Origin of the sequence: Nitrosarchaeum koreense MY1 (assembly GCF_000220175.1) — an archaeon.
Classification (GTDB): Archaea; Thermoproteota; Nitrososphaeria; order Nitrososphaerales; family Nitrosopumilaceae; genus Nitrosarchaeum; species Nitrosarchaeum koreense.
The window spans coordinates 1,260,449-1,283,676 of the sequence record NZ_AFPU01000001.1 but is presented as its reverse complement, the minus strand read 5'-3'; the positions used below and the strand labels follow the sequence as shown (position 1 = coordinate 1,283,676).

Sequence of the window (23,228 nt, the reverse complement as noted above, 5' to 3'; positions counted from 1 at the left end):
CATTTTGACTTAGGTTAAGGTTTAAAAAGTCTTTTTCAGTCTTTCTGCTGATGTCACAGGTACTTCATGAGATTGAAAAAAAAATTATTACCTCTTTGAAAAACAATGAAAAACAAACTCCTGAAAACCTTGAAAAATCTACAAATCTATCCCCTGATCAAATCCGCCGTGGAATAGAATGGCTTAAACTAAAAGGTTTGGCTATTGTAACTGAATCTCAAGCTATAAGTCTATCACTTGGAAAAAATGGATTAGAATCATTTCATAAAGGATTGCCTGAAAGAAGATTACTTGATTTATTAAAAAATGAATCAAAAAAATTACAAGATCTTCAAAAAGACCTTGGAAATGTTTTTGGTCCTGCTATGGGATTGGCAAGAAAAAATAATTGGGTGGATGCATCTGAAGAAAAAATCTTCCTAAAAAATTATCCTTCTGAGCTTCCAGGAGAAAAAACTCTAAAACAAATTGGAGAAAATAAAATATCTAAAAATGAAATTGATGCTGATGATTTATCCTTTATTTTGAAAAGACCTGATTTTATAATAGAAAATGTGATTAAGACAAAAGAAATATCATTAACAGATATTGCAAAATCTATTGAAATAACTGCTGGTTTGTCAGGTGAGATAAATGTTGAATCTAAAGTGCCTGACGTATTTGTTGCACGTACTCATCCTCTAAAGGATACTATTGATGAAATTCGTGAGATCTTTGTTACATTAGGCTTTACGGAAATAATTGGTAGTATGACTCAACCAAGCTTTTGGAATTTTGATGCATTATTTACTCCTCAAGATCACCCTGCACGAGAATTACAAGATACATTTTATCTTGATGGTATATCTGCCAAAAAAATTGGGACTTCAGAACAAATCAAAAAAATTTCTGAATCTCATAAAAAAGGATGGCGATATAATTGGGATATTAATGAAGCACGAAAAATGGTTCTTCGAACCCATACAACATGTGTAACAATCAAACACCTCGCAGAAAACAAACCTGATGAAGCTAGAGTATTCTCTCTTGGACGTGTATTTAGAAATGAAAAAGTAAGCTACAAACATCTAGTAGAATTTAATCAGATTGAAGGAATCGTAGTTGGAAAAAATGCTACTTTGCGTGATTTAATGGGAATACAACAAGAATTTTACAGACGAATAGGAATCACAAAAATAAAATTCTGGCCAACATTCTTTCCTTATACCGAACCATCTTTACAAACAATGGTTTACAATGATCGATTAGAAAAATGGGTAGAGCTATTTGGTATGGGTATTTTTAGACCAGAAGTAACAAAACCTCTTGGAATTACAAAACCTGTACTAGCTTGGGGTGGAGGTATTGAACGAATTGCAATGCTAAAATATGGTTTGGATGACGTTAGAGAATTTTACAACAATAATTTGAGTTGGTTGAGGAGTACAACAAAATGCCAGTAGTTGAACTATCTTACTCTAGACTTCAAAAATTAATTGGAAAAGTTTCAAAAAAACAAATTTCTGACTTGCTTCCTTTCTTAGGACTTGATATTGAATCTGAAGATAAAGATCTGATAAGAATCGAGTATAGTCCTAATCGACCTGATTATTCTACTGATTTAGGTATTGCACTTGGTTTACAAGGGCTACTTGGAATCAAAACAGGAATTTTCAAATTAATCATAAAAAAATCAAATAATTATGTTATTCATGCAGATCCATCTGTATCTAAAATCAGACCATTTGTAACTGGAATTATTGCAAAAAATGGAAATGTTGATGATAATTTGATTAAACAACTAATGGCAATGCAAGAGGATCTTCATTTTGGACTAGGTAGAAAAAGAAAAAAATCTTCTATTGGAATTCATGATTTAGATAAAATCATTTTTCCTTTAACTTATACTACTACTAATAGGGATCACAGATTTATTCCATTAAATTCTAAAAGTGAACTTACCATATCTGAAATTCTTAGTAGTACTGATGTAGGGAAAGAATACGGAACAATACTTGGAAATTCAATAAAAATTCCTCTTATTCTAGATTCAAAAAAACAAACAGTGTCATTTCCACCTATTATCAATGCAGCAGTAACAGCTGTTACTCCAAAAACAAAAAATCTCTTTGTTGAAGTAACAGGTATTAACAAAGAGGATGCAGAAGACATGCTTTCTGTAGTTGCCACAATACTTCAAACTGCCGGATTTACTCTCTATTCTACAAAAATTCTTGGGGCCAAAAACACTTCACCAAAATTAGAGTCAAGAAAAATCTTGATTAATTCTAATCTAATCAATCAAACACTTGGACTTGATCTTAGTAATTCTCAGATTATCTCATCTCTTAAAAAATCAAGACTCGATGCTACTTTGAAAGGTAAAAATATTATTTGTTCTGTACCTGCATATCGATTTGATATATTTGGTCCGATGGATTTAGTTGAAGAAGTTTCATTGGGTTACGGTATCCAGAATTTAATTCCAATTTTATCACCATCTCAAACTTTGGGACAACCAAATTCAATATCTGTAAAACTCAAATCTCTAAGTCTGATAATGGTTGGATTGGGATACACTGAAGCTCTAAATTCAAGCTTGACAAGTAAACGAGTTCTATATGAAATAACAAACAGAGAACCTAGAAACATAATCTCTGTATTAGACTCAAAGAGTCAAGAGCATACAATTTTGCGAGATTCAATTCTTCCTGGATTGTTAGAAAATCTTTCTAAAAATATTCATACTGCTTATCCACAGAAATTATTTGAAACTGGTACTGTTTTTTCATATGGAAATCCCATAAATGAAACAACTAATCTTGCAGGAATTAGTGCACATCAAGATGCAACTTTTACTGAAATTAAGTCCATCTTGCAGTCTGCATTAAAAATAGGATTTAATTTAGAAATTGAAACAAAAACTTTATCTCATCCAATTTTTGAAGAAGGACGAACAGCTTCAATTTCAATAAATGGAAAAACAATTGGTATGATTGGTGAAATCAATTCAAAAACAATTGAAAACTACAAAATACGTGTTCCAGTAGTTGGATTTGAGATTTCTCTTTCTGGATTAATTTTTGAGTAATTTTTTATGTTTTGATTTTTTTCAATTATATTTTCTAATTGAGACTAAATTTGTGCTTAGTTACTTTATATCGCTGAGTAATTCTGATCAATGGTTTTTAGCATAGCTAAATCTATAGTTAAACGCCCAAGAGCAGGCACACAGACGGATTAGGATGATGTCGATCGTATTGATACCAATGATTTCTAATTCACCCAGGTGTGCTACAATATGGGCAAACCCCGGTTAGAAAACCCAAGGAGGTTTAGGCTAAAAATACCAATGATCTTGCGCGAGTCAGAACCGGGGAACATTTAACAATTTTAAAACGTAAAGCATTCATAACGATGTAAATTTTGAAAAATGTGAATTATTGGTTAGCAAAACAAGAACCTAGCGGATCAAGAGGATATAATTTTGAAACTCTAAAAAAAGATAAAACAACAATATGGGATGGTGTTCATAATAATTTAGCTCTAAAACATATGCGTGAAATAAAAAAAGGGGATCTTGTTTTATTTTATCACACTGGTGATGAACGACAAATTGTTGGAATTATGGAAGTGATTTCAGATCCATATCCAAATCCAAAAGAAGATAACAAAAGATTCATTGTGTTTGATGTTAAATATAAAAAATCATTAAAACGTCCAATCACATTAGATGAGATGAAAAAACAGAAAAAATTTCAAAATTGGGAACTTATTCGTATTTCTAGATTATCTGTAATGCCTGTACCTCAGCAAATTTGGGATACTATTATTGATATTTCTCAAAACTAAATTCGGCATAATCGGTTTATTGATATAGTCGTTTTGTTTAATGGATATATGGCAACAGCTTATGTTTTAATAAACTGTGAACTAGGTTCTGAAGAGGCTATTATACAGCAACTTAAGGGTCTAGACGGTGTGAAGGAAGTTCATGGCACTTTCGGAGCATATGATATCTTAGCCAAGATTGAATCTGATACTGTAGAAAAACTCAGAGAAACAATTACTTGGAAGATTCGAAAAATTGAAAAGATTAGATCTACTCTAACCCTTATGGGTATAGAAGGTCAATCATAAACATTCTTTTTTCTAACCATGATTTTACATTTTATTTTTGTTGTAAAAGAAGAAGATCTTGAAAAACGTAAACTTGAATTTGAATATGTAAAACAAATGGGAAGTTTTTTCAAGGTTTGGATCAAAGAAAAATTTGGTAAAGATTTTGAAGTTCAATGTGATGAATTAATTACAAAACCAAGACGTTTATTTCAAAAATTAGATACACATACGCTGCTTCAAGATCATCAACAAAGAGGATCTGAAATTTTTCATTTCTATCTTTGTCATTTTAAACCGCTATGGACTGATTGTACATGTGAAGGTTATCAAGCAGAAAACTTTGGAATGGTTTGGTGGCAACCTCCTAAAGATAATTTTGACACGCTATTTCTTGCAGAAAAAAATTGTACAACTGTTTCTCATGTATTAGCACATGAACTTTTACGAACATCAGGACATAAAAAATTCAGAGAGATAGTTCACGATGTGTGGACAAAGCATTTCTATGATCAGTTGGATTTTGAACAATATGGGACCGATTTTGAAAAAACTGATGGCAAACCAATGTTTCTTACAATTGATACCTCTACTCTTAGAACAAAATATACCTAGTTAACTAAACTATATTTTCAATAAATTCGAATCAACACTTTGTTACTGAATAAATATTGTTTTCAAAATTTGCTGTTTTGAAATCAAGTTTGTTTTCAATATCATGTGTTCTAGATTTACTCAAATTCTCAAGCTCTACTAATGCATCTCCTCTAAACCCTACTGAAGAGCCATAGATTGCATCACTTAACATGGTTCCATGATCACCTTTTTTGATATCGTCAACCATTTCATAAAATCGGGTAGTTTCTTTTTTATTTACTGGATTTCCAGTTGCTTTGTTAACTGCAACTGCAATATACATTCCATTATTTTTTACTGCAACAGGTATTTTGTGATTTGTTCCAGTCGCTCCTGGAATAGTTTCATTTACTAAAACCTCACATTTATGATACATACTAGAAACATAAGCATAGAATCTGTATTGTGCATATTTTCCTGCAGCATCTTCTTCACATCCCACAAATACCTTGTGTAAAAGTTCTAAGGCATCATCATTCATGCTCTGTAATCTATCATCAATTCGTCCTCTTTCTAAGAGATCAGATTTGCATTCTTTTGCAATCAGGACTAAAATAAAGTCTGGTAAATTATAATTTTTTAAAGCTGCAACAAATGCCCCTGCTTGGGACATTCCAAATTTTGGAAAACCTTTATTGACCATTTGAATTCCTCACTTTAGAATATTTGATATTACTCAACAATCAATTATAAAGCTGCTTTTAGTTTATAATTGTTAAGAAATTTACATGCCTATCACATTATTTGCAGTAATTTAGATTGCAAATATTAAATTCCGGTTAAATTGACATACATTTGTGGAAATAGATACTACCCCAGAATTTGTAACTCGTATTTACAATAAATCACGTGAAAATATTCAAAAATATCGAAAAATAATTGGCAGACCTTTAACACTTACTGAAAAAATACTTTCAGGACATTTTGAACAAATGGCTGAAAAAAATCTCGATGAGGGTAAAAACTACGTTTTCCTTATTCCTGATCGTGTAGCATTACAAGATGTAACTGGACAAATGGTAATGCTACAATTTATGCAAGCAGAACTTAAACAAACTGCTTTACCTACTACAGTTCACTGTGATCACTTGATTCGTGCTAAAGTATCAGGTGATTCTGATATGAAAGTTGCACTAGATGAAAACAGTGAAGTCTTCAAATTTCTACAATCAGCTGCTGCCAAATATGGATGTGGCTTTTGGAAACCTGGTGCAGGAATAATTCATCAAGTTGTTCTTGAAAATTATGCATTTCCAGGAGGATTAATGATTGGAACTGACTCACACACTCCAAATGCCGGTGGATTAGGAATGATTGCTGTAGGAGTAGGAGGATTAGATGCAGCTGAAACTATGGCTGGATTGCCATGGGAATTACTTTACCCTAAAAGAATTGGAGTCCACTTAACTGGAGAACTTAATGGGTGGACTGCACCAAAAGATATCATTCTAAAAGTTGCTGAAGAACTAACAGTTTCGGGAGGAACAAATTCTATTATTGAATACTTTGGATCCGGTACAAATACAATTAGCTGTACTGGAAAAGCTACAATTACAAACATGGGTGCAGAAGTGGGTGCAACATGTTCAATATTTCCATATGATAAAAGAATGGAAACTTATCTAAGATCAACAAATCGAGAAAAAATTGCAGAACTTGCAAATCATAATATAGAATTACTTGTTGCAGATAAGGAAGTAGAATCTAATCCTGAAAAATTCTTTGATAAAGTTATTGAAATTAATCTTTCAACATTAGAACCACATATTGTTGGACCACATACTCCTGATCTAGCAAGATCAATTTCCAATTTAGCTAATGATGTAAAATCTAATGAATACATTGATTCAATATCCGTTGCATTAATTGGAAGTTGCACGAACTCTTCTTATGAAGACATGTCTAGGGTAGCTAGTTTAGCAGAACAAGCAAAATTAAAAGGTATTAAATCTAAAATTCCCCTTCTAATTACCCCAGGCTCTGAACAGATTAGAAGTACTATTGAAAGAGACGGACAAATGGATTCACTAAAAGATATTGGAGCTACAGTTTTGGCAAATGCATGTGGTCCATGTATTGGTCAATGGGATAGACCAGAATTAAAAAATGATGAAAAAAATACAATTGTTACTAGTTTTAACAGAAATTTTCCAGGTCGTAACGACGGTCGCAGAAATACTCTAAATTTTATTGGTAGTCCAGAGATGATTATTGCATTAGCTCTAAGTGGTAAACTTTCATTTAATCCTCTAAAAGATGAATTAATTGCTGCAGATGGTTCAAAATTTAAACTTGAACCACCAAAACCTGCCCCCGAGGTTCCAAAAAATGGATTTAAGATACCTGAGGGAATCTTTGTTTTACCTCCTGAAAATTCAAGCGATGTCGAAGTAATTATTGATTCTAACAGTAAACGACTCCAACGTTTAGAACCGTTTTTGCCATGGAATGGAAAAGACTTTGTTGACTTGCCTATTATGGTTAAAGCAAAAGGAAAATGTACTACCGATCATATTTCTCCAGCAGGTGCTTGGCTATCACTTCGTGGCCACCTTGATAATCTTAGTGATAATATGCTTTTAGGTGCCGTCAATGCATTCAATGATGAAATTGGTAAAGGAAAGAACATCTTAAATAATCAACTAGAATCTTTTTCAAAAATTGCTAGGCAGTATAAAGAAAAAGGAATGCGTTGGATAATAATTGGTGATAATAATTATGGTGAAGGAAGTAGTAGAGAACATGCAGCAATGTCTCCTAGATATTTAGGATGTGCAGCTGTTATCACAAAAAGTCTTGCAAGAATACATGAAACAAACTTGAAAAAACAAGGAATTCTAGCTTTGACTTTTAGTAATCCTGATGATTATAATAAAATTCAAGAAGATGACAAGATTAGTCTTATCGGATTAAATAATCTAGAACCACAAAAACCCGTAAAATGTATCATTAAGCATAAAGATGGAACAAACAATGAAATTTCTCTTAATCATTCTTATAATAAATCACAAATTGAATGGTTCAAAGCTGGTTCAGCACTAAATGTTTTAAAAAATAAATAATATTCTAACGTGGGGCCGACCGGAATCGAACCGGCGACCTACGGGTCACTACAGCTCCAAACTTACATCATCCGTGAGTCAGTTTAGCTTAGTTTACCTTTGGAGCCCTTAGCGGTGATCTAACGTATGCACTGTCGCCCTACCAGGCTAGGCTACGACCCCACGAACAAGAATGAAATAGACTAGAATTTTAAGTTATTTTAACCAAGATTTATTTGCGATTAATCATGAGCTTCATCTGTTAAGGTAGATCATGGTAAAACCAATTGTCATAGTAATAGCTGCAATTCCTGCTATTCTTGCAATTTTAATTGCAATTCCATTACTCACACAACCTGAGATTCCATATTCCGCATCTAATTCAAGTGATGTAATGGAAATTGAATATGCAAAATATCAATTAAAGAAAATATCTTTTGGAGTAACTGAAAGACTTGGAGCACAGAAAACGGAAATCTTACTAATAAAAAATAATGGAGAAATAAAATATTCTGTAACTGAAGACGGATATCCAAAACCCGATATCAAATCAACTATAGATGAACAAAAACTTCGTAAATTAAAAGCTTTGATTAAAGAAACTGGTTTTATTTCAATTCCTTCAGAATCATTTCCGATTAGCGATAATGTAACTGATTTTCAAAAATCAAATATCAAAGTTATTCTTAATGGAAGAATTAATCAAATTAACTGGCCCGAACAAAATGCAACTGATAAATTCATACCTCCAATAATATCTATAGTTGAATCTCAGCTTGATAATATTATAGAGCAAATCGGTGAATAGGTACAAATAACCTTCTAATAAAACTCTAATTATGCTTTCACTTTCAGGCGAAAGAACTGATGCAAAAGGAATCATTCAAGAAAAATCTAACTCTAATAATATTTTACGCGGAACATCTACTTTAAAACGTGGTTTTGCTCATATGCTAAAAAATGGTGTAGTGATGGATGTTACAACTGTAGAGCAAGCTCAAATTGCAGAAGATGCAGGAGCTGTATCTGTTATGGTTTTAGATAAACTGCCATCTGATGTAAGAAAAGCAGGCGGAGTTGCGCGAACTGCAAGTATTCGAATCATCCAAGATATTATGGATTCAGTCACAATTCCAGTCATGGCAAAATGTAGAATTGGTCATGTCTATGAAGCAAAAGTTCTTGATGAAACTAATGTGGATATGATAGACGAATCAGAAGTTTTAACACCAGCTGATGAACATCATCATATTTGGAAATGGGATTTTACAACACCTTTTGTTAATGGAGCGAGATCACTGTCTGAAGCATTAAGAAGAATTGAAGAAGGAGCTGCAATGATCAGAACTAAAGGGGAACCTGGTACTGGAAATGTTGCAGAAGCTGTTACTCATATTAAAAAAGTCAACGATGAACTTAGAACAATAAAATCCATTTATGATTCTGGTGATGATCAAGATCTGATTAGAATTGCAAGAGAATTCAAAGTCTCATATGATATAGTTGCAAAAACTGCTAAACTTGGAAGATTACCAGTAGTTAATTTTGCAGCAGGAGGAATTGCAACTCCAGCCGATGCTGCATATTTGATGTCACTTGGTTGTGATGGGATATTTGTAGGATCTGGAATTTTTAATGCAGACGATGCTAAAGAAAGAGCAAGAGCTATTGTTCTAGCAACTACATTTTGGAATGAATCTGATAAAGTAAAAGAGGCACAAAAAATGATTGATGAGAGACAATCCATGTTAGGATTAGATGTTAAAACTCTTGAATTAAGAATGCAAGATCGTGGTGGTTTAGCATGAGTCTTACTGTAGGAGTTTTAGCAATTCAAGGTGATGTTCATGAAAATATCACATCTACTCAAAGAGCAATTAAAGAATTAGGAGTAGAAGGTTCAGTCATAAGTGTTAAAACTTCTGAAGAGATTTCAAAACTAGACGGTTTGATTATCCCAGGTGGTGAGAGTACCACTATAGGACAACTATCCCTTGTAAACAGCTTACTTAAGATAATTAAAGAAAAAATTGAACAAGGAATGCCAGTACTAGGAATATGTGCAGGTATGATAATGCTTTCAAAAACAGCAAACGATCGCGTTGTGGGAAAAACAGATCAACCTCTTTTAGATTTACTTGACATTAATCTAGAAAGGAATTCATTTGGACGACAAAAAGAATCCTTTGAGGCAAACATCTCTATGAATTCTATTAACATTCCAAAGTTTAACGGTGTTTTTATTCGAGCTCCATCTGTTTCTGATACTGGTTCAGGTGTAGAAGTTTTAGCAAAGTTTAATGAAAAAATAATTGCAGTCAAAAAAGGAAATATGTTAGGCGTATCATTTCATCCTGAATTAACAGAAGATGTGTCATTACACAAATATTTTATAAATTTAATTAAGAAATCAAGAAACTAGTCCATTATGATAACTTCATCGCAATTCTTTTTAACCATAACTTGGAAAATTTTAAAATGAAAACAAATTTTATTTTATCATATACATTCTGTTCTATCTTACTATTGGGCATATTTGGGTTACTTTATGGTGATGCCTTTGCACAAAATCCATCTTTGAATGATGATGACTCTAAAGCTGAAGAAAGACAAAAGGAATTAGAACAGAAAAAAGCTGAACAGAAAGAAAAAGCTGAAGAAAGACAAAAGGAATTAGAACAGAAAAAAGCTGAACAGAAAGAAAAAGCTGAAGAAAGACAAAAGGAATTAGAACAGAAAAAAGCTGAACAGAAAGAAAAAGCTGAAGAAAGACAAAAGGAATTAGAACAGAAAAAAGCTGAACAGAAAGAAAAAGCTGAAGAAAGACAAAAGGAATTAGAACAGAAAAAAGCTGAACTTGTTACAAACAGAGAAAATCTTGAAGCAAAACAATCAAAAAAATTCCAACAATATGAAGAAAAATTAAAAGAAATCAAAGAGAAATCTCAAAATAAAATTAAAGCAAACATATCTAGTGATGAAATTTCTCTAAAATCTAAACAGATTGAAGAACAAGTTATTAAAAAATCCGAAGAAATTCAACAAAGACTTGCAGAAAAGTCTGATAAATTGGATTCTAGAATAAAAAACATTCTTGATAAGATAAATGATGGACAATACATGGGAGTAAAAACTCCGACCAAAGATTATACTGAAACATTTGAGCTGACTTTTGATTCTGTAGATGCATCTCAAGTATCAAACCAATCACAAATGTCTACTCTGACTGGCAAAATGACATTTACATTATATGATAAAAGTAAATCTGATCTTAAATTAGAATTAAATGAATGTAATATTGTTGTTGATGAAATTAATTATAATTGCGGATTTGGAAAAGCTAGAACTGTATCTTCAGGACAATCAGGCGCTAAAGATTCGCTTGTAATTATGGCATTTTTAGAGGATGGCGTGCTTGAAGAACTACATACTACAATGAAGCTTTTTGTAAATGCTAATATCCCAATTAACAATATTGATCAATCTCAAGTTTCAATAATTGGTCCACAAAGCAAAATTTCTAATTTATGGATTCTTAATGGTAATGCAACTCTAACTAAATTAACTTCTGAAAATATTGTCTCTGGAAATAATATTACTACTTCATTAGAAGAAGGAATGTCATTTGGCGATAAATGATGAATAGTGTTAAATCTTTATTTTTATTTAGTTTAATCTTCGTTGTTTTTTTTATTCCATTAATAATTCCAAACTCATTTGCAGATTCAGGAGTTGTTGCTATAGAATCAATTGATGTAATTTATAACATTGAACACGGAAATATAGAGTCCATTTTTCTGGATCCTGATTTTTTTGAATTAATCATTACTATGAATACTCAAGATGATGGGACTATTGAAATTACAATTCCGCGAGAGATCTTAGATGCAACATTTGAATTAACCGATGATATGTTTTTTGTTTTAGTAGATGGTTTTGAAACTGACTATGTTGAATCAAAATCCACATCAACATCAAGAACTTTGATGATTCCATTTTTTAATGGAGATTCAATTGTTGAAATTATTGGTACATATGCATTAAACCCATTTGTCTCCGATACTGAAATTGTAATTCCAAACTGGATAAAAAATAATGCTGGATGGTGGGCAGATGGATTAATCGAAGATGCTGATTTTGTTTTAGGTATTCAATATTTAATTAATGAAGAAATAATGACTATTCCTCAAACTCAATCAGAACAATCTTCACAGCAGCCTATCCCAAACTGGATAAAAAATAATGCTGGATGGTGGGCAGATGGATTAATCGAAGATGCTGAGTTTGTTTCTGGACTTCAATATTTGATAACAAATGGAATTATACATGTATAATTTAGGCTCAATTATCGTCTAAATTATGCATTGATTTCAAATCCTTTCTAAAAGGTTCTAAACTTTCTGGGATGATAATTTTAATCGAATCCTTTAATGAAAGATTTTTCAGCTTTTTTTCATTCCATACTTTGGAGTTAAATTCAGTTATCTCTTTTGTAATCTTACTTTGTTCTTGTATTGATTCAGACTTTACTTGAAGTTGCTTATGTATGCTATCTGATGAATACAATGTCTTCCAAAGATATTCTGTTATGAATGGTGTAATTGGTGCTAATAATTTCAAAATTGTTGACAGTGTTTTATGTAATGTATAGATTGCTCCATCTCTTTCCTCATCTGTAAATCCAATTCCATACGCTCTCGCTTTGACCATTTCAATGTAATGCGCTGCAAAAATATTCCATGTAAATTCTCTAATTGCAATTGCAGGAATAAAGAAGTTATATTCATCGTATCCCCTCTTACATTCTTTGATTAGACTATCTAATTCAGATAATATCCATTTGTCTGACTCTGTTGGAATTCCAGATTTAATTACTGGGAAACTAGACAAAAATCTTGATACATTCCATAGTTTACTGAGAAATTTTTTTGTAGATTCAATTTTTTGTTCATTACATCTAAAATCATATCCATGATTAATTTCACTTGCACTCCAAAACCTAAAAGTGTCTGCTCCAAATTGTTCAATTACTGGTAAAGGATCAATTGCATTTCCTTTACTCTTGCTCATTTTCATACCTTTTTCATCAAGACCATATCCCATAATCCATGCTTCAGACCATGGTTTTTCTCCTGTCAGCTGCTCACATCTTAGAAGTGTATAGTACAACCAAGTTCTAACAATATCTTTTGCTTGAGGTCGAAGTGATGCGGGATAAACTTTATTGAAAAAATCTTGGTCTCTATTAAATTTACAAACATAAAGTGGTGAGACACTGGAATCCATCCATGTATCAAAAGTTCTTTCTTCTCCTACAAACTCACTATTTCCACACTTGGAGCATTGACTAATGGGGCATTTTTCTAACCATGGTTTATAGTACTTTCCAGGCTCAGGAACATGTGGTTCTGAACATTTTTTGCAATACCATATGGGTATCTCAGTACCATAATACCTTCTTCTTGAAATTGGCCAATCAATATTGATAGATTCTAGCCAATTCATGAGAATTTGTTTATGCATTGATGGATAAAATGTAATTTCTTGTCCTAATTTTTTCATTTTTTCAACTGATTCTTTTTGTTTTAGATAATATTCTTCCATTGGGATAATTTCAATTGGGTTTTTACTTCTTTCAGATACAGGAGTTCTGTGATTAATATCTTCAATTTTTTCAACTAATCCACTATTTTCTAAATCTTCGATAATTTTTATTCGTGCTTGTTTTGGTTTTAATCCTGAATAACTACCCGCAGCTTCTGTCATCTTCCCATCTAATCCTATCGCAACAATTTCTTCTAATTCTAACTCTCTAAATAATGCAACATCGTTTTGATCTCCGTAACTACAAACCATTACTGCACCAGAACCAAAATCTTGATGTGCAGAATGATGTGTTCTTAGTTCTACCTCTGCATTAGTAATTGGTACAATTACTTTTTTACCGATAAAATTTGTATATCTTTCATCTTCTGGATTTACAATTACTGTTTTACATGCACACAGTAATTCTGGTCTTGTACTTGCTATGATTATTTCTTTATCTGTCTCTTTAATTTTAAATTTCATGTAGACTAGTTTAGTTGGCAAATCTTCGTAAATTATTTCGGCATCTGCAATTGTTGTACCTGATACCCAATCATAATTATTTGGTCTGTTTGCAAGATAGACTTGACCTTTCTTCCAAAGTTCAATAAATGTAGACTGTGTTAGTGTTCTATATTCTTCAGAGTCAGTCCTATAGTAATTAGAAAAATCACCGCTGATTCCCAAGTTTTTCATAATCAATATCATTTCAGCTTCTAAATCATCAAGTGCAGCTCTGCATAGTTTTAGAAATTCACCTCGTTCAGTTTCACGCATTCTGATATTGTGCTTTTTTTCTGTGTAAATTTCCACAGGAAGGCCGTTTCTGTCAATACCTATTGGAAAATACACATTTTTTCCAGCCATTCTTGCAGTGCGTGCAATCATATCGATTTGAGAATAATGTGCAGCTGCACCGATGTGCCACGGTCTACCTGATGGATAAGGAGGTGGTGTATCTATCGTAAAATTATCTTCCTTTGGAGAGAAGTCATAAATTTTCTCATTTATCCATTGTTCGAGAATCTCCTTTTCTAACTCTGGGTTCCAAGCTTTTTCTGCAATTTTTGGTTCCATTTCTTAATTATCTTGAAATATTTGAAATAATGTGAGATCCTTTATTGTATCCTTCATAAATGTAAACACCAACGGCTTCTACATTATGAGGTAATTTAGGAGCAAGGAGTTTGATTATCTCACTTGAAAGATTTTCTACAGTAGCTTCTCCTTCTAATAGATATGCAGTATTTATTGGAACTTGAATGTCAAACATTCCTTTTGGACCATCAAATTGTATTTGATAATGTGAATCGTCTTCTCTTTTTAGATATTTTCTGTTAATGAAAAATTTATGATCAAATTCTACAACAACTTCTTTGATTATTTTTTTTGCAATACCAAAATCAACAAGGAGGTTATCTTTCATTTGTCCAACTAATTCTACCATGACAGAAGATGTATGTCCATGTAAAATTGAACATTTCTCTACTAACGGAAGAATATGTGCATAATCAAATGAAAATGATGCATCTTCTAAAAATATTGAACCTGTTTGTGGTGTCTTATCATAAAACACAATGTCCTGAAGTTCTTTAATTTGTGCTACATATTTTGCATGGCCTATTGCCATTACTTTTTGTTCTGGAAAATCTTCTTTGATTTTTTTGTATTTTATAATATCTTCATCATTATCAATTACTTCGATGAGGCCTTTTTCTGTTTTAAAATCAATTGTTACTTCTTTACCGTTTTTTAATGTAATTTTGTGATTGTATTGGTATTCTTGATCTAAAAATGAGAGCATCTGAGCTACTGTTAATTCTGTTCTAGTTTTTAGTAAATTTCCTTTTTTATCGATATATCTAAAATCTGAATCTAGAATTGTGGGACTTGTAGCCATGTGAAATAATTTGATTTTGGATATAATATAAATTCTGTAATGATTTTGTCTGAAATTCTTTGATTTTCTCTATTGTAATGAATTTAGAATTTTGGCTAGATTGACATCATTTTTTGTAATGCCTCCAGCGTCATGAGTTGTTAATTCTATAGTTATCCTATTGTAGACATTAAACCATTCTGGATGATGATTCATTTTTTCAATCTCCATAGCGGCTCTGGTCATAAAACCAAAAGCTTGATTGAAGCTCCCAAACTGAAACTCTTTGTGCAGTTTTTTGTTAACCACACTCCATCCTGGTAGATTTTTTAGTTCTTCAATGATGTCATTTTCTGATAATCGTATCATATTTTTTTAGAAATAATCTTAAATTAAAAGATTGATTCATTACCTTTCTATACATTCAAACTTATGAGCGATAATGAATGAAATGAACAAAAAACTGCTTGAAAATATTAAAAATTCAATTTCTGAAACTATTAGTACAAAGAAAATTGGAATTGCATTTTCTGGTGGTGTTGACAGTACACTGATTTCAAAAATTTGCTTTGAGATGAATTTTGATATTACTTTGTTGACAATTGGATTTGTTGACTCTCATGATGTTTTATTTGCAAAAGAAGTTAATTCGTTTCTAAGGTATCCTCATCATATTTTAGAAATTAATCCTGAAACTTTTGCAAATATTACAACAAAAATTCATCAAATTATAAAGACAGAGAACCTTTCATGGAATGAAAACTGTATTGCATTTTATTATGTTTCTAAACTTGCAAATAGTTTGAATCTTGATACCGTTATCACTGCAAATGGAATTGATGAATTATTTTGTGGGTATAACGCATATAGAGAAGCATTTTCTGGTGGGGAATCACAAATAATGGAAGTAATGAATACAAAATTAGATAATGAACTAAAAATGATGAAGGCTGTAAATTTGATTGCATCTGAATTTAAAGTACAAATTCTTCAGCCATTACTATCTACAAATTTTATAGAGTATGCAAAAACCATTCCAATTTCTGAAAAAATTCATGACTCTGAAGACTTGTATAGGAAACACATTATTAGAAAATTAGCAAGTGAAATCAAAGTGCCTGAAATTTCATGTACAAAACGAAAAAAAGCATTACAATACGGTTCTAAAATTCACAAAGCATTGCTAAAAACTAAATAAATTTACTAATTGTTTTTTGAACTGATTTTTTTACATTGCTAATTATTGCAGGCGATGCACCAAGATGTTTTTCTGGTGAAAAAATAGAATCAATCTCTTTATCTGTAAGAATTGCAGTGAAAGCTTTATCTTTTTTTATTGCGTCAATATACTGCATTCCTTTGTCATTTGCCTCAAATGCAACTCTTTGCACATCTCTATATGCAACAAATCTTGGAACTCCTTTTTTTATTAATGCCTCTAAAACAAATTCTGCAAATATTTGCCCTTTTGTGATGTATAGATTTTCTACAATTCTCTTCTCATTTACAATTAGATTTGAAACTATCTTGATCATGGTTTCTAGCATTTCATCTATCAGAATGGCTGTTGTAGGTAGTACAAATCTCTCATTTGCTGAATTTGAAAGATCTCGTTCATGCCATAATGGGATATTTTCAAATGTAATTGCTATTTGACTGCGTAGCATTTTTGATAATGATGACACTCTTTCACTTTTTATGGGATTTCTCTTTACTGGAACTGCACTACTGCCCATTTGACCTTTTTTGAATTGTTCAGCAACTTCGCTTATCTCTGTTCTTTGTAAATTTCTAATCTCAATTGCAATTTTTTCCAAAGTTGCACCAATAAGTGCTAATTCAAAAACATATTCTGCATATCTCTCTCTGGGAATTATTTGTGTAGTTACTTCTGCTGGAAATAGGTTTAATCGTTTTGCAACTCGTTTTTGCACTTCAAGTGATTTTGCACCCATTAATGATCCTGTTCCAACTACTCCTAGTGTTTTGCAAATTAAAACTCGTTTCTTAATCTCTTCAATTCTTTCAACATGCTTTGCCATTTCTGCTGCCCAATTTGCAAATTTTAATCCAAATGATATTATGCTTGCATGTTGACCATGTGTTCTACCCACTGCTGGGATTTTACCATGTTGAACTGCTCTTTTTGCTAACAATGATGCCATTTTTGCAACTTTTGGTTCTATGATTTTTAACGCATCTCTCATTTGCATAGAATTACTTGTGTCTACCAAATCATTACTTGTTAATCCATAATGAATCCATGGTCTTGCATTTTTTGTACATTTTTCGCTCAATGATTCAACTAAAGCCGCTGTATCATGATCACTTTTTGCTTCTAATTCTTTAATTCTTTTTACTGAAATTTTTCCTGACATTGCTGCATTGTAAATTGTTTTACCAACTGATTTTGGAATAATTCCAATCTCGCTTTGTGATATCGCAGCTGCTCCTTCAATTTCTAATTGATAATTTACTTTTTTTTGTTCACTAAAAATATCCATCATTTCTTTAGTGCCATAACGTCCACTATCTATCGGTAAAATTGCCAATGTTTACTCTTTTATGACATTGAAAATAAATCTACTTATGATTTAAATTGGCTTGAGGCAAAATTTTACCAATCATTATGTCTTCTAATACTCCTAAAAAAATTGGAGAAAATCAGTATCTAATTGAGGCTGACTCTAATCTTGGAATGAAAGTTCCTGTAAAGATCTACGCTGATGAAGCCTTACTCCAAAAAATGTTATCAGATAGAACTATCATGCAGGCAAAAAATGTGGCAACCATACCTGGAATTGTGGGTCATAGTGTAGTTTTACCAGATGGTCATGAAGGATATGGTTTCCCTGTAGGAGGTGTAGCAGCTATGGATGCTGAAGAAGGAATGATTAGCCCAGGGGGAGTGGGTTATGATATTAATTGTGGTGTTAGACTACTCCGCTCAAATTTAACTGAGAAAGATGTTCGAGCAAAACTAAATGAACTTGTAACTGATCTTTTTAGTTCAATCCCATCAGGTGTTGGTTCCAAAGGAGCAGTGAAACTAAGTCATTCACAACTTGATGAAGTTCTTGTACGTGGTGTTGATTGGGCAATTGATAATGGATTTGGTTCAACACATGATGCAGATGTCTGTGAAGAAAATGGACAAATAAAAAATGCTGATCCAAATAAAGTTTCAGATAAGGCAAGAAAAAGAGGTGCACCACAACTAGGAAGCTTGGGCTCTGGAAATCATTTTCTTGAAGTACAAAAAGTAGCTGAAATTCATGATGAAGAAGCTGCAAAAAGAATGGGGATTAAGGAAGGAACAATCACAATTTTAATTCACTGTGGCTCTCGTGGATTTGGTCACCAAGTATGTAGTGATTATTTGAGAATCTCAGAACAATCTATGGAAAAATACGATATTACTTTAGCAGATAGAGAACTTGCATGTGTTCCAAATACATCTGAAGAAGGTGAATCATACCGAAAAGCAATGTTTGCTGCATTAAATTTTGCATGGAGTAATAGACAAATGATTACTCATTGGACAAGAAAATCTTTTGAACGAGTCTTTAATCAATCAGAATCTGATCTTGAGATGAATTTGGTTTATGATGTTGCTCATAATATTGCTAAAGTTGAAAAACATAAAGTTGATGGCAAAGAAAGAAAACTTGTAGTTCATAGAAAAGGTGCTACACGTGCATTTCCTGCAAATCGAGAAGAAGTTCCATTAAAATACAGAGATCTTGGTCAACCTGTTTTAGTTCCAGGTTCAATGGGAACTGCAAGCTGGATATTGCTTGGAAAACCAAATTCAATGGATTTGAGTTTTGGTTCTACCGCTCACGGTGCTGGAAGAACTATGTCTAGATCAAAGGCAAGAAGAGATTTCACAGAAGATAATGTCAGAAAATCTCTAAGCGATAAAGGCATATTTATCAAGGCATTAACGCGTGATGGAGTTGTGGAAGAGACACCTCAAGCATACAAAGATGTTGATGCTGTAGTAGATGTATCTCATAATCTAGGAATAGCCACTAAAGTAGCAAAATTGGTGCCTATAGGTGTGATTAAAGGTTGAGCGAAGACGATTCTGAGCTTGAAAGATTAAAGGCAAAAAGACTTGCAGAAATGCAACAAAATATCTCTACTAGAAAAAAAATAGAAACACCACTTGCCAATTCACAATCTAAAACAACAAAAAATCCTCGAGATGTTCTTGTTGGACGTCTAGGATTCAGAGGTCTTGAAGTATTACAAAATGCAGAATCACAATTTCCAAATGATACTACGATGGTCGTAGAAAAATTAGCTGAATTAATCACATCAGGTGAAATTACTGAAATTCTTGATGGTGGAAAATTATTAGCGCTATTTAGATCAATTGGTCTTAACATTAGAATGGAGACCAAAATTAATGTGGAACAAGACGGAAAATTTGTTTCCTTATCTGATAAATTAAGTAATAAATCATCTGACGAAAGTGATTAGTCTTGAGTATTATTTTTGAAATCAGCACAAAAAATTATCTTGATGATCTACTATTAATAAAAAAATCATTATCTCATATGGAAACTTTGGTTGAAGGTTATAATGGGTATACTCTAAGTGAACCATCATCACAATTTGGATGGACTTTTTTTAAATTAACTTTTAAACAAAACTTACACCAAGGTATTGAAGAAAAATTTGCTGACATGTTAAGCAAATATCGATTCAAAAATCAATCTGAAAAATTTACTCAATTTATGACTGATTATTTTCAATCTAAAGGTTGTAACGTTAGAATAAAAGTATTGAACTAGACTCTTCTTCCTCTTTTTCCACCCTTCTTTCTGGTGGTATCATGAGGAATTGGTGTTACATCATCAATTCTTCCAATTTTAAATCCGCCTCTTGCCAAAGCTCTGATTGCAGCTTGTGCACCTGGGCCTGGAACTCTGGAACCTACTCCTCCAACAGCTCGTACTCTGATGTGAAATCCTGTGAATCCTTTTGTATGTGCAACTTCGACAACTGCGTTTGCAGCCTTCATTGCAGCAAAAGGTGATGATTCGTATCTGTCAGCATTGACATGAACTCCGCCTGAGCTAATAGAGATAGTTTCTCCACCAGTTAGATCTGTCATGTGAATAATTGTATTGTTATAGCTACTGTAAATATGGGCAATTCCCCATTTTTCAGGACCATCCGTCTTTGTTTCTGGTCTAGATTTAGTTTGAATCTCCTCTTCTTCTTCAATTGGGGATTCTACTTCAATCTCAGCTTCAATTTCTGACAATGTCTAATCACATCTAAAAGGGTTTAAAAAACATTCATTTTTTGAACCTGTTTTTTGGATACGCATGATTTTTTCATTATTGCTCAAATACTATGTTTAATTTGTTCTTGTATGGTATCCATACTTTGGCTACTAATTGGTATTGTAATAATATCTGCAATTTCTGGCTCATTAATATTCGAATTTTTAACACCAAATAGCGATTCTTCTATGACCTCATTAGAAAAAAAATGTGAAGGTATTGCCAAAGAAGGATTTCGAATACATGTAATGTACCCAGATCTTCAACCTGATCAGCTTCCTTCCGCTGATATGAATAGATTGATACATCTTGATGAAATGTGGATCAAAGATTGTGTTTCCCGATTGTCTGCCGAATCTGTCTTTAATATAATTCAAAAAGTAGAACATGATTTTTACTCTGGTGAGTGATCTATTTTCTAAAGTGATGCCATCCAAAATCTTTCAAGGAACTGAATTTTCCTCCTTTCTGAACAAATACTCCTTTACCTTTAGTTACATATCCAATTTCAATAATTGGTGTCTTTAATGATGTGGCATTTTTTTCAATTATTGCCTTATATTTTTTTGAAGCAGTAAATACAAACTCGTACTCTTCTCCCCCATGAAATACTAGTTTGTTAGGTTCTATTTTATTTGATTTTGCAAATTCTAATATTTCATATCTATCTGGAACATTGTTTATGATAAATTTACAATTACTTTGACTAGCCATTTCATTTAATGTAGTAGATAATCCATCACTGGAATCCATCGTAGATGTAAAATATTTTTTATTACTTACACCAAAATCTAATCTTGGGTTTGGCCTAAAAACTGAACTAATTGCCTTTTTGACAAAAGTTTTCTTACCTTTCTTTTTTCTAAGTAAAATCTCTAGGCCTGATGCAGTATAACCAAAAGGACCAGTTGCAAATATGATATCTCCTATTTTGGCTCCTCTTCTTTTCACTATATTATCTGTAGTTCCGAATAAGGATACAGTGAATACCATTTCCTTTCCTTCATTAGTATCGCCTCCTAAAATTTTGAACTTGAATTCCTTGGAAGCATGGTTAAACCCATTTGATATTTCATTAATTTTTGAGCGTGAAATCGTTTTTGGTAAATTCAACGAAATTATTCCATATTGAGGTCTTACTCCTTTAGCAGCAAAATCACTAACACATGCTACAATGCTTTTTCTAACCGCGTCAGAAATTTTCATTTTTGAAGGCATATCTGTACCTTCAACAAACGTGTCGATTTTAACTATGATTTTTGTTTTACCTACTTTGAAAATCTCTACATCTTCTGATACAAATTTTTTATTTCCTAATTTCTTTTGCAAATTTTTTATTATTGCAGACTCATCTAATGCTGTCATAACATTGTTTCACTAATTCTAATGTATTTTTTACAATTTCCTTACATTTATCTAAGTTGTTTGATTCAGCTGAGACTCTTATGATATCCTCCGTATTTGATTTTCTAATCAAAACCCAACTATCTTCATCAATAATTCCTTTAATTCCATCTTGAGTGATAACTTCTGAGTATTCTTTTGTAAGTTTTCTGGACACTTCATCAATAACTCTATCATGAAATACTGAATCTACTTTGATTTTCTCTCTTAACTGTTTGTAGCTCTCCATAAAATCTAATATTTCATTAAATTTTGAATTTCCCATCATTGAAGAAATAAGGCCACTTGTTAGAATTCCTTCTCTACAAAAATTAAATTCTGGTAAGATAAAACCACCACTACTTCCTTCTCCACCAGCTTGTGCATTTGTTTTTAACATCAAATCTATTACATTTGCTTCTCCAACTTTTGATCTCTGTACACTACCTCCTTTTTCTTTGATAAATTTTTCAACTGAAACACTTGTATCTATGCTAAATACAAATTTCTTATATCCTAATTCTAATGCTTTTGCTACTCCCAACCCTAAAGTCACATCGGGAGTTTGTTTTTCTCCTTTTCTTACAACAACTAGACGATCTCCGTCTAAATCAAAAGCAAAACCGATTCCTCTTTCAGAAGTTACAGCTACAAGATCTGATAAGTTATCTGCAGTTGGATCAGGACCTCTTGAACAATTATTCAGATCTTCGTTAATTACTTTGACTTTGCATCCTAACTGTCTTAGTAAATTTGGAGCGAATTCTTTTGCAGCACCTCCACCAATATCTACAACTATTTCAGGTTGATTCTCTATTTGTCCAATCAATTCTTTTGCATCTTGTAAATATGATGATGTAATTTGCTCCTCAACACCTATTTTTGACATTAAACCTTCTTGATTTTCAATTATCTTTGGTAGTTCTTTTTCATTGATCCCCCTTCCCTTAATGATAAATTTTATTCCATTCCACTCTAGGGGGTTATGTGAAGATGTGATGACTATTCCTGCCCCATATTTTCTTGATTCTCGAAAAACTACTGGAGTTGGTACTGTTTCTAAATTGTAAACATTAACTCCATTTTTCATTAATGCTGCTGATGCCGTTTCTTTGATCATCATTCCTGATGGTCTTGTATCTTTACCTATTACACATTTTTTAGATTCAATCAACGAAGAAAAATTATTGCAAAAATACAATGTGTCTTTTAGATTAAAATCATCCCCAAAAATACCTCTAATCCCAGAAACTGTTTTTTTCATTTGATCAAAGTCGGAAAGGCTTTTTATTAACTCTGATGGCA

General features: G+C 32.3%; 24 protein-coding genes and 1 tRNA gene. 16 read left to right on the top strand and 9 right to left on the bottom strand.

Annotated features, from left to right (window positions below):
- Positions 1 to 50 precede the first annotated feature (50 nt).
- The 5 genes from pheS (at position 51) to MY1_RS07425 (ending at position 4,713) form a co-directional block, all read left to right on the top strand.
- Complete coding sequence (pheS, locus tag MY1_RS07445) at positions 51 to 1,442, top strand: phenylalanine--tRNA ligase subunit alpha (protein ID WP_007551323.1); 1,392 nt, start codon at positions 51 to 53, stop codon at positions 1,440 to 1,442.
- Positions 1,433 to 3,070, top strand: a complete 1,638-nt coding sequence (gene pheT / locus MY1_RS07440) for a phenylalanine--tRNA ligase subunit beta (protein WP_007551322.1) — start codon at positions 1,433 to 1,435, stop codon at positions 3,068 to 3,070. The genes pheS and pheT overlap by 10 nt, the downstream gene beginning before the upstream one ends.
- Before the next feature lie 335 nt (positions 3,071 to 3,405).
- Positions 3,406 to 3,831, top strand: a complete 426-nt coding sequence (locus tag MY1_RS07435; protein ID WP_007551321.1) for an EVE domain-containing protein — start codon at positions 3,406 to 3,408, stop codon at positions 3,829 to 3,831.
- 48 nt (positions 3,832 to 3,879) lie between these two features.
- Positions 3,880 to 4,119, top strand: coding sequence for an Lrp/AsnC family transcriptional regulator (locus MY1_RS07430; RefSeq protein ID WP_048110523.1), 240 nt, complete (start codon positions 3,880 to 3,882; stop codon positions 4,117 to 4,119).
- An 18-nt stretch (positions 4,120 to 4,137) separates the two neighbouring features.
- On the top strand, positions 4,138 to 4,713 hold the full coding sequence (locus tag MY1_RS07425; protein WP_007551319.1) for a hypothetical protein: 576 nt from the start codon (positions 4,138 to 4,140) through the stop codon (positions 4,711 to 4,713).
- Positions 4,714 to 4,744: 31 nt separating this feature from the next.
- Here MY1_RS07425 and MY1_RS07420 read toward each other — a convergent pair whose 3' ends face one another.
- Entirely contained in the window at positions 4,745 to 5,377 is a 633-nt protein-coding gene (locus MY1_RS07420) for a hypothetical protein (RefSeq protein WP_007551318.1), read from the bottom strand.
- Between the two features lie 154 nt (positions 5,378 to 5,531).
- On the opposite strand from MY1_RS07420, the gene MY1_RS07415 reads away from it, so the two are divergent.
- Complete coding sequence (locus tag MY1_RS07415; RefSeq protein WP_007551316.1) at positions 5,532 to 7,796, top strand: aconitate hydratase; 2,265 nt, start codon at positions 5,532 to 5,534, stop codon at positions 7,794 to 7,796.
- 10 nt (positions 7,797 to 7,806) lie between these two features.
- Here MY1_RS07415 and MY1_RS07410 read toward each other — a convergent pair.
- Positions 7,807 to 7,958: transfer RNA gene (locus tag MY1_RS07410), tRNA-Trp, on the bottom strand.
- Positions 7,959 to 8,049: 91 nt separating this feature from the next.
- Between MY1_RS07410 and MY1_RS07405 the strand changes: the two genes are divergently transcribed.
- Genes MY1_RS07405 through MY1_RS07385 form a run of 5 tightly spaced genes read left to right on the top strand, consistent with a single transcriptional unit; the run spans position 8,050 to position 12,109 of the window.
- Positions 8,050 to 8,583 (top strand): hypothetical protein, encoded by a 534-nt coding sequence (locus MY1_RS07405; protein WP_007551314.1) that lies wholly within the window; start codon positions 8,050 to 8,052, stop codon positions 8,581 to 8,583.
- A 31-nt stretch (positions 8,584 to 8,614) separates the two neighbouring features.
- Positions 8,615 to 9,583: a pyridoxal 5'-phosphate synthase lyase subunit PdxS gene (pdxS, locus tag MY1_RS07400; protein WP_007551312.1), complete on the top strand. Its 969-nt coding sequence runs from the start codon at positions 8,615 to 8,617 to the stop codon at positions 9,581 to 9,583.
- Positions 9,580 to 10,197 carry a pyridoxal 5'-phosphate synthase glutaminase subunit PdxT gene (pdxT, locus tag MY1_RS07395; protein WP_007551311.1) on the top strand — a complete coding sequence of 206 codons (618 nt, stop codon included), beginning with the start codon at positions 9,580 to 9,582 and terminating at the stop codon, positions 10,195 to 10,197. Before pdxS ends, pdxT begins: the two co-directional genes overlap by 4 nt.
- 56 nt (positions 10,198 to 10,253) lie before the next feature.
- Positions 10,254 to 11,414: a hypothetical protein gene (locus MY1_RS07390; protein WP_007551310.1), complete on the top strand. Its 1,161-nt coding sequence runs from the start codon at positions 10,254 to 10,256 to the stop codon at positions 11,412 to 11,414.
- Positions 11,414 to 12,109, top strand: coding sequence for a hypothetical protein (locus tag MY1_RS07385; RefSeq protein ID WP_237698823.1), 696 nt, complete (start codon positions 11,414 to 11,416; stop codon positions 12,107 to 12,109). Before MY1_RS07390 ends, MY1_RS07385 begins: the two co-directional genes overlap by 1 nt.
- 7 nt (positions 12,110 to 12,116) lie before the next feature.
- Here MY1_RS07385 and MY1_RS07380 read toward each other — a convergent pair whose 3' ends face one another.
- From MY1_RS07380 to MY1_RS07370, 3 genes are all read right to left on the bottom strand, one after another.
- Positions 12,117 to 14,438: a valine--tRNA ligase gene (locus tag MY1_RS07380; RefSeq protein WP_007551308.1), complete on the bottom strand. Its 2,322-nt coding sequence runs from the start codon at positions 14,436 to 14,438 to the stop codon at positions 12,117 to 12,119.
- A gap of 7 nt (positions 14,439 to 14,445) precedes the next feature.
- Positions 14,446 to 15,261, bottom strand: coding sequence for a 6-pyruvoyl trahydropterin synthase family protein (locus tag MY1_RS07375; RefSeq protein ID WP_007551305.1), 816 nt, complete (start codon positions 15,259 to 15,261; stop codon positions 14,446 to 14,448).
- A 69-nt stretch (positions 15,262 to 15,330) separates the two neighbouring features.
- Positions 15,331 to 15,609, bottom strand: coding sequence for a 4a-hydroxytetrahydrobiopterin dehydratase (locus MY1_RS07370; RefSeq protein ID WP_007551304.1), 279 nt, complete (start codon positions 15,607 to 15,609; stop codon positions 15,331 to 15,333).
- A gap of 73 nt (positions 15,610 to 15,682) precedes the next feature.
- On the opposite strand from MY1_RS07370, the gene MY1_RS07365 reads away from it, so the two are divergent.
- Complete coding sequence (locus MY1_RS07365; RefSeq protein WP_007551303.1) at positions 15,683 to 16,438, top strand: asparagine synthase C-terminal domain-containing protein; 756 nt, start codon at positions 15,683 to 15,685, stop codon at positions 16,436 to 16,438.
- Here MY1_RS07365 and purB read toward each other — a convergent pair.
- Entirely contained in the window at positions 16,431 to 17,792 is a 1,362-nt protein-coding gene (purB, locus tag MY1_RS07360) for an adenylosuccinate lyase (RefSeq protein ID WP_007551302.1), read from the bottom strand. The two genes, MY1_RS07365 and purB, sit on opposite strands and share 8 nt — an antisense overlap.
- A 77-nt stretch (positions 17,793 to 17,869) precedes the next feature.
- Between purB and MY1_RS07355 the strand changes: the two genes are divergently transcribed.
- From MY1_RS07355 to MY1_RS07345, 3 genes are read left to right on the top strand one after another with little or no spacing between them, the layout of a single operon-like run.
- Complete coding sequence (locus MY1_RS07355; RefSeq protein ID WP_007551301.1) at positions 17,870 to 19,318, top strand: RtcB family protein; 1,449 nt, start codon at positions 17,870 to 17,872, stop codon at positions 19,316 to 19,318.
- A complete protein-coding gene (locus MY1_RS07350; RefSeq protein ID WP_048110021.1) occupies positions 19,315 to 19,728 on the top strand; it encodes a DNA-binding protein in 414 nt (137 codons plus the stop codon). Before MY1_RS07355 ends, MY1_RS07350 begins: the two co-directional genes overlap by 4 nt.
- A gap of 2 nt (positions 19,729 to 19,730) precedes the next feature.
- Complete coding sequence (locus tag MY1_RS07345) at positions 19,731 to 20,042, top strand: hypothetical protein (RefSeq protein WP_007551298.1); 312 nt, start codon at positions 19,731 to 19,733, stop codon at positions 20,040 to 20,042.
- On the opposite strand, the gene MY1_RS07340 is transcribed toward MY1_RS07345, so the two are convergent.
- Positions 20,039 to 20,509 carry a 30S ribosomal protein S11 gene (locus tag MY1_RS07340; protein WP_476739070.1) on the bottom strand — a complete coding sequence of 157 codons (471 nt, stop codon included), beginning with the start codon at positions 20,507 to 20,509 and terminating at the stop codon, positions 20,039 to 20,041. The genes MY1_RS07345 and MY1_RS07340 overlap by 4 nt on opposite strands.
- Positions 20,510 to 20,629: 120 nt before the next feature.
- Between MY1_RS07340 and MY1_RS07335 the strand changes: the two genes are divergently transcribed.
- On the top strand, positions 20,630 to 20,950 hold the full coding sequence (locus tag MY1_RS07335) for a hypothetical protein (RefSeq protein WP_048110019.1): 321 nt from the start codon (positions 20,630 to 20,632) through the stop codon (positions 20,948 to 20,950).
- A gap of 1 nt (position 20,951) precedes the next feature.
- Here the strand turns inward: MY1_RS07335 and thiL are convergent, their stop codons facing one another.
- Positions 20,952 to 21,905, bottom strand: coding sequence for a thiamine-phosphate kinase (thiL, locus tag MY1_RS07330; RefSeq protein WP_048110017.1), 954 nt, complete (start codon positions 21,903 to 21,905; stop codon positions 20,952 to 20,954).
- A complete protein-coding gene (locus tag MY1_RS07325) occupies positions 21,889 to 23,187 on the bottom strand; it encodes a phosphomannomutase (protein ID WP_048110519.1) in 1,299 nt (432 codons plus the stop codon). Before MY1_RS07325 ends, thiL begins: the two co-directional genes overlap by 17 nt.
- Positions 23,188 to 23,228 lie beyond the last annotated feature (41 nt).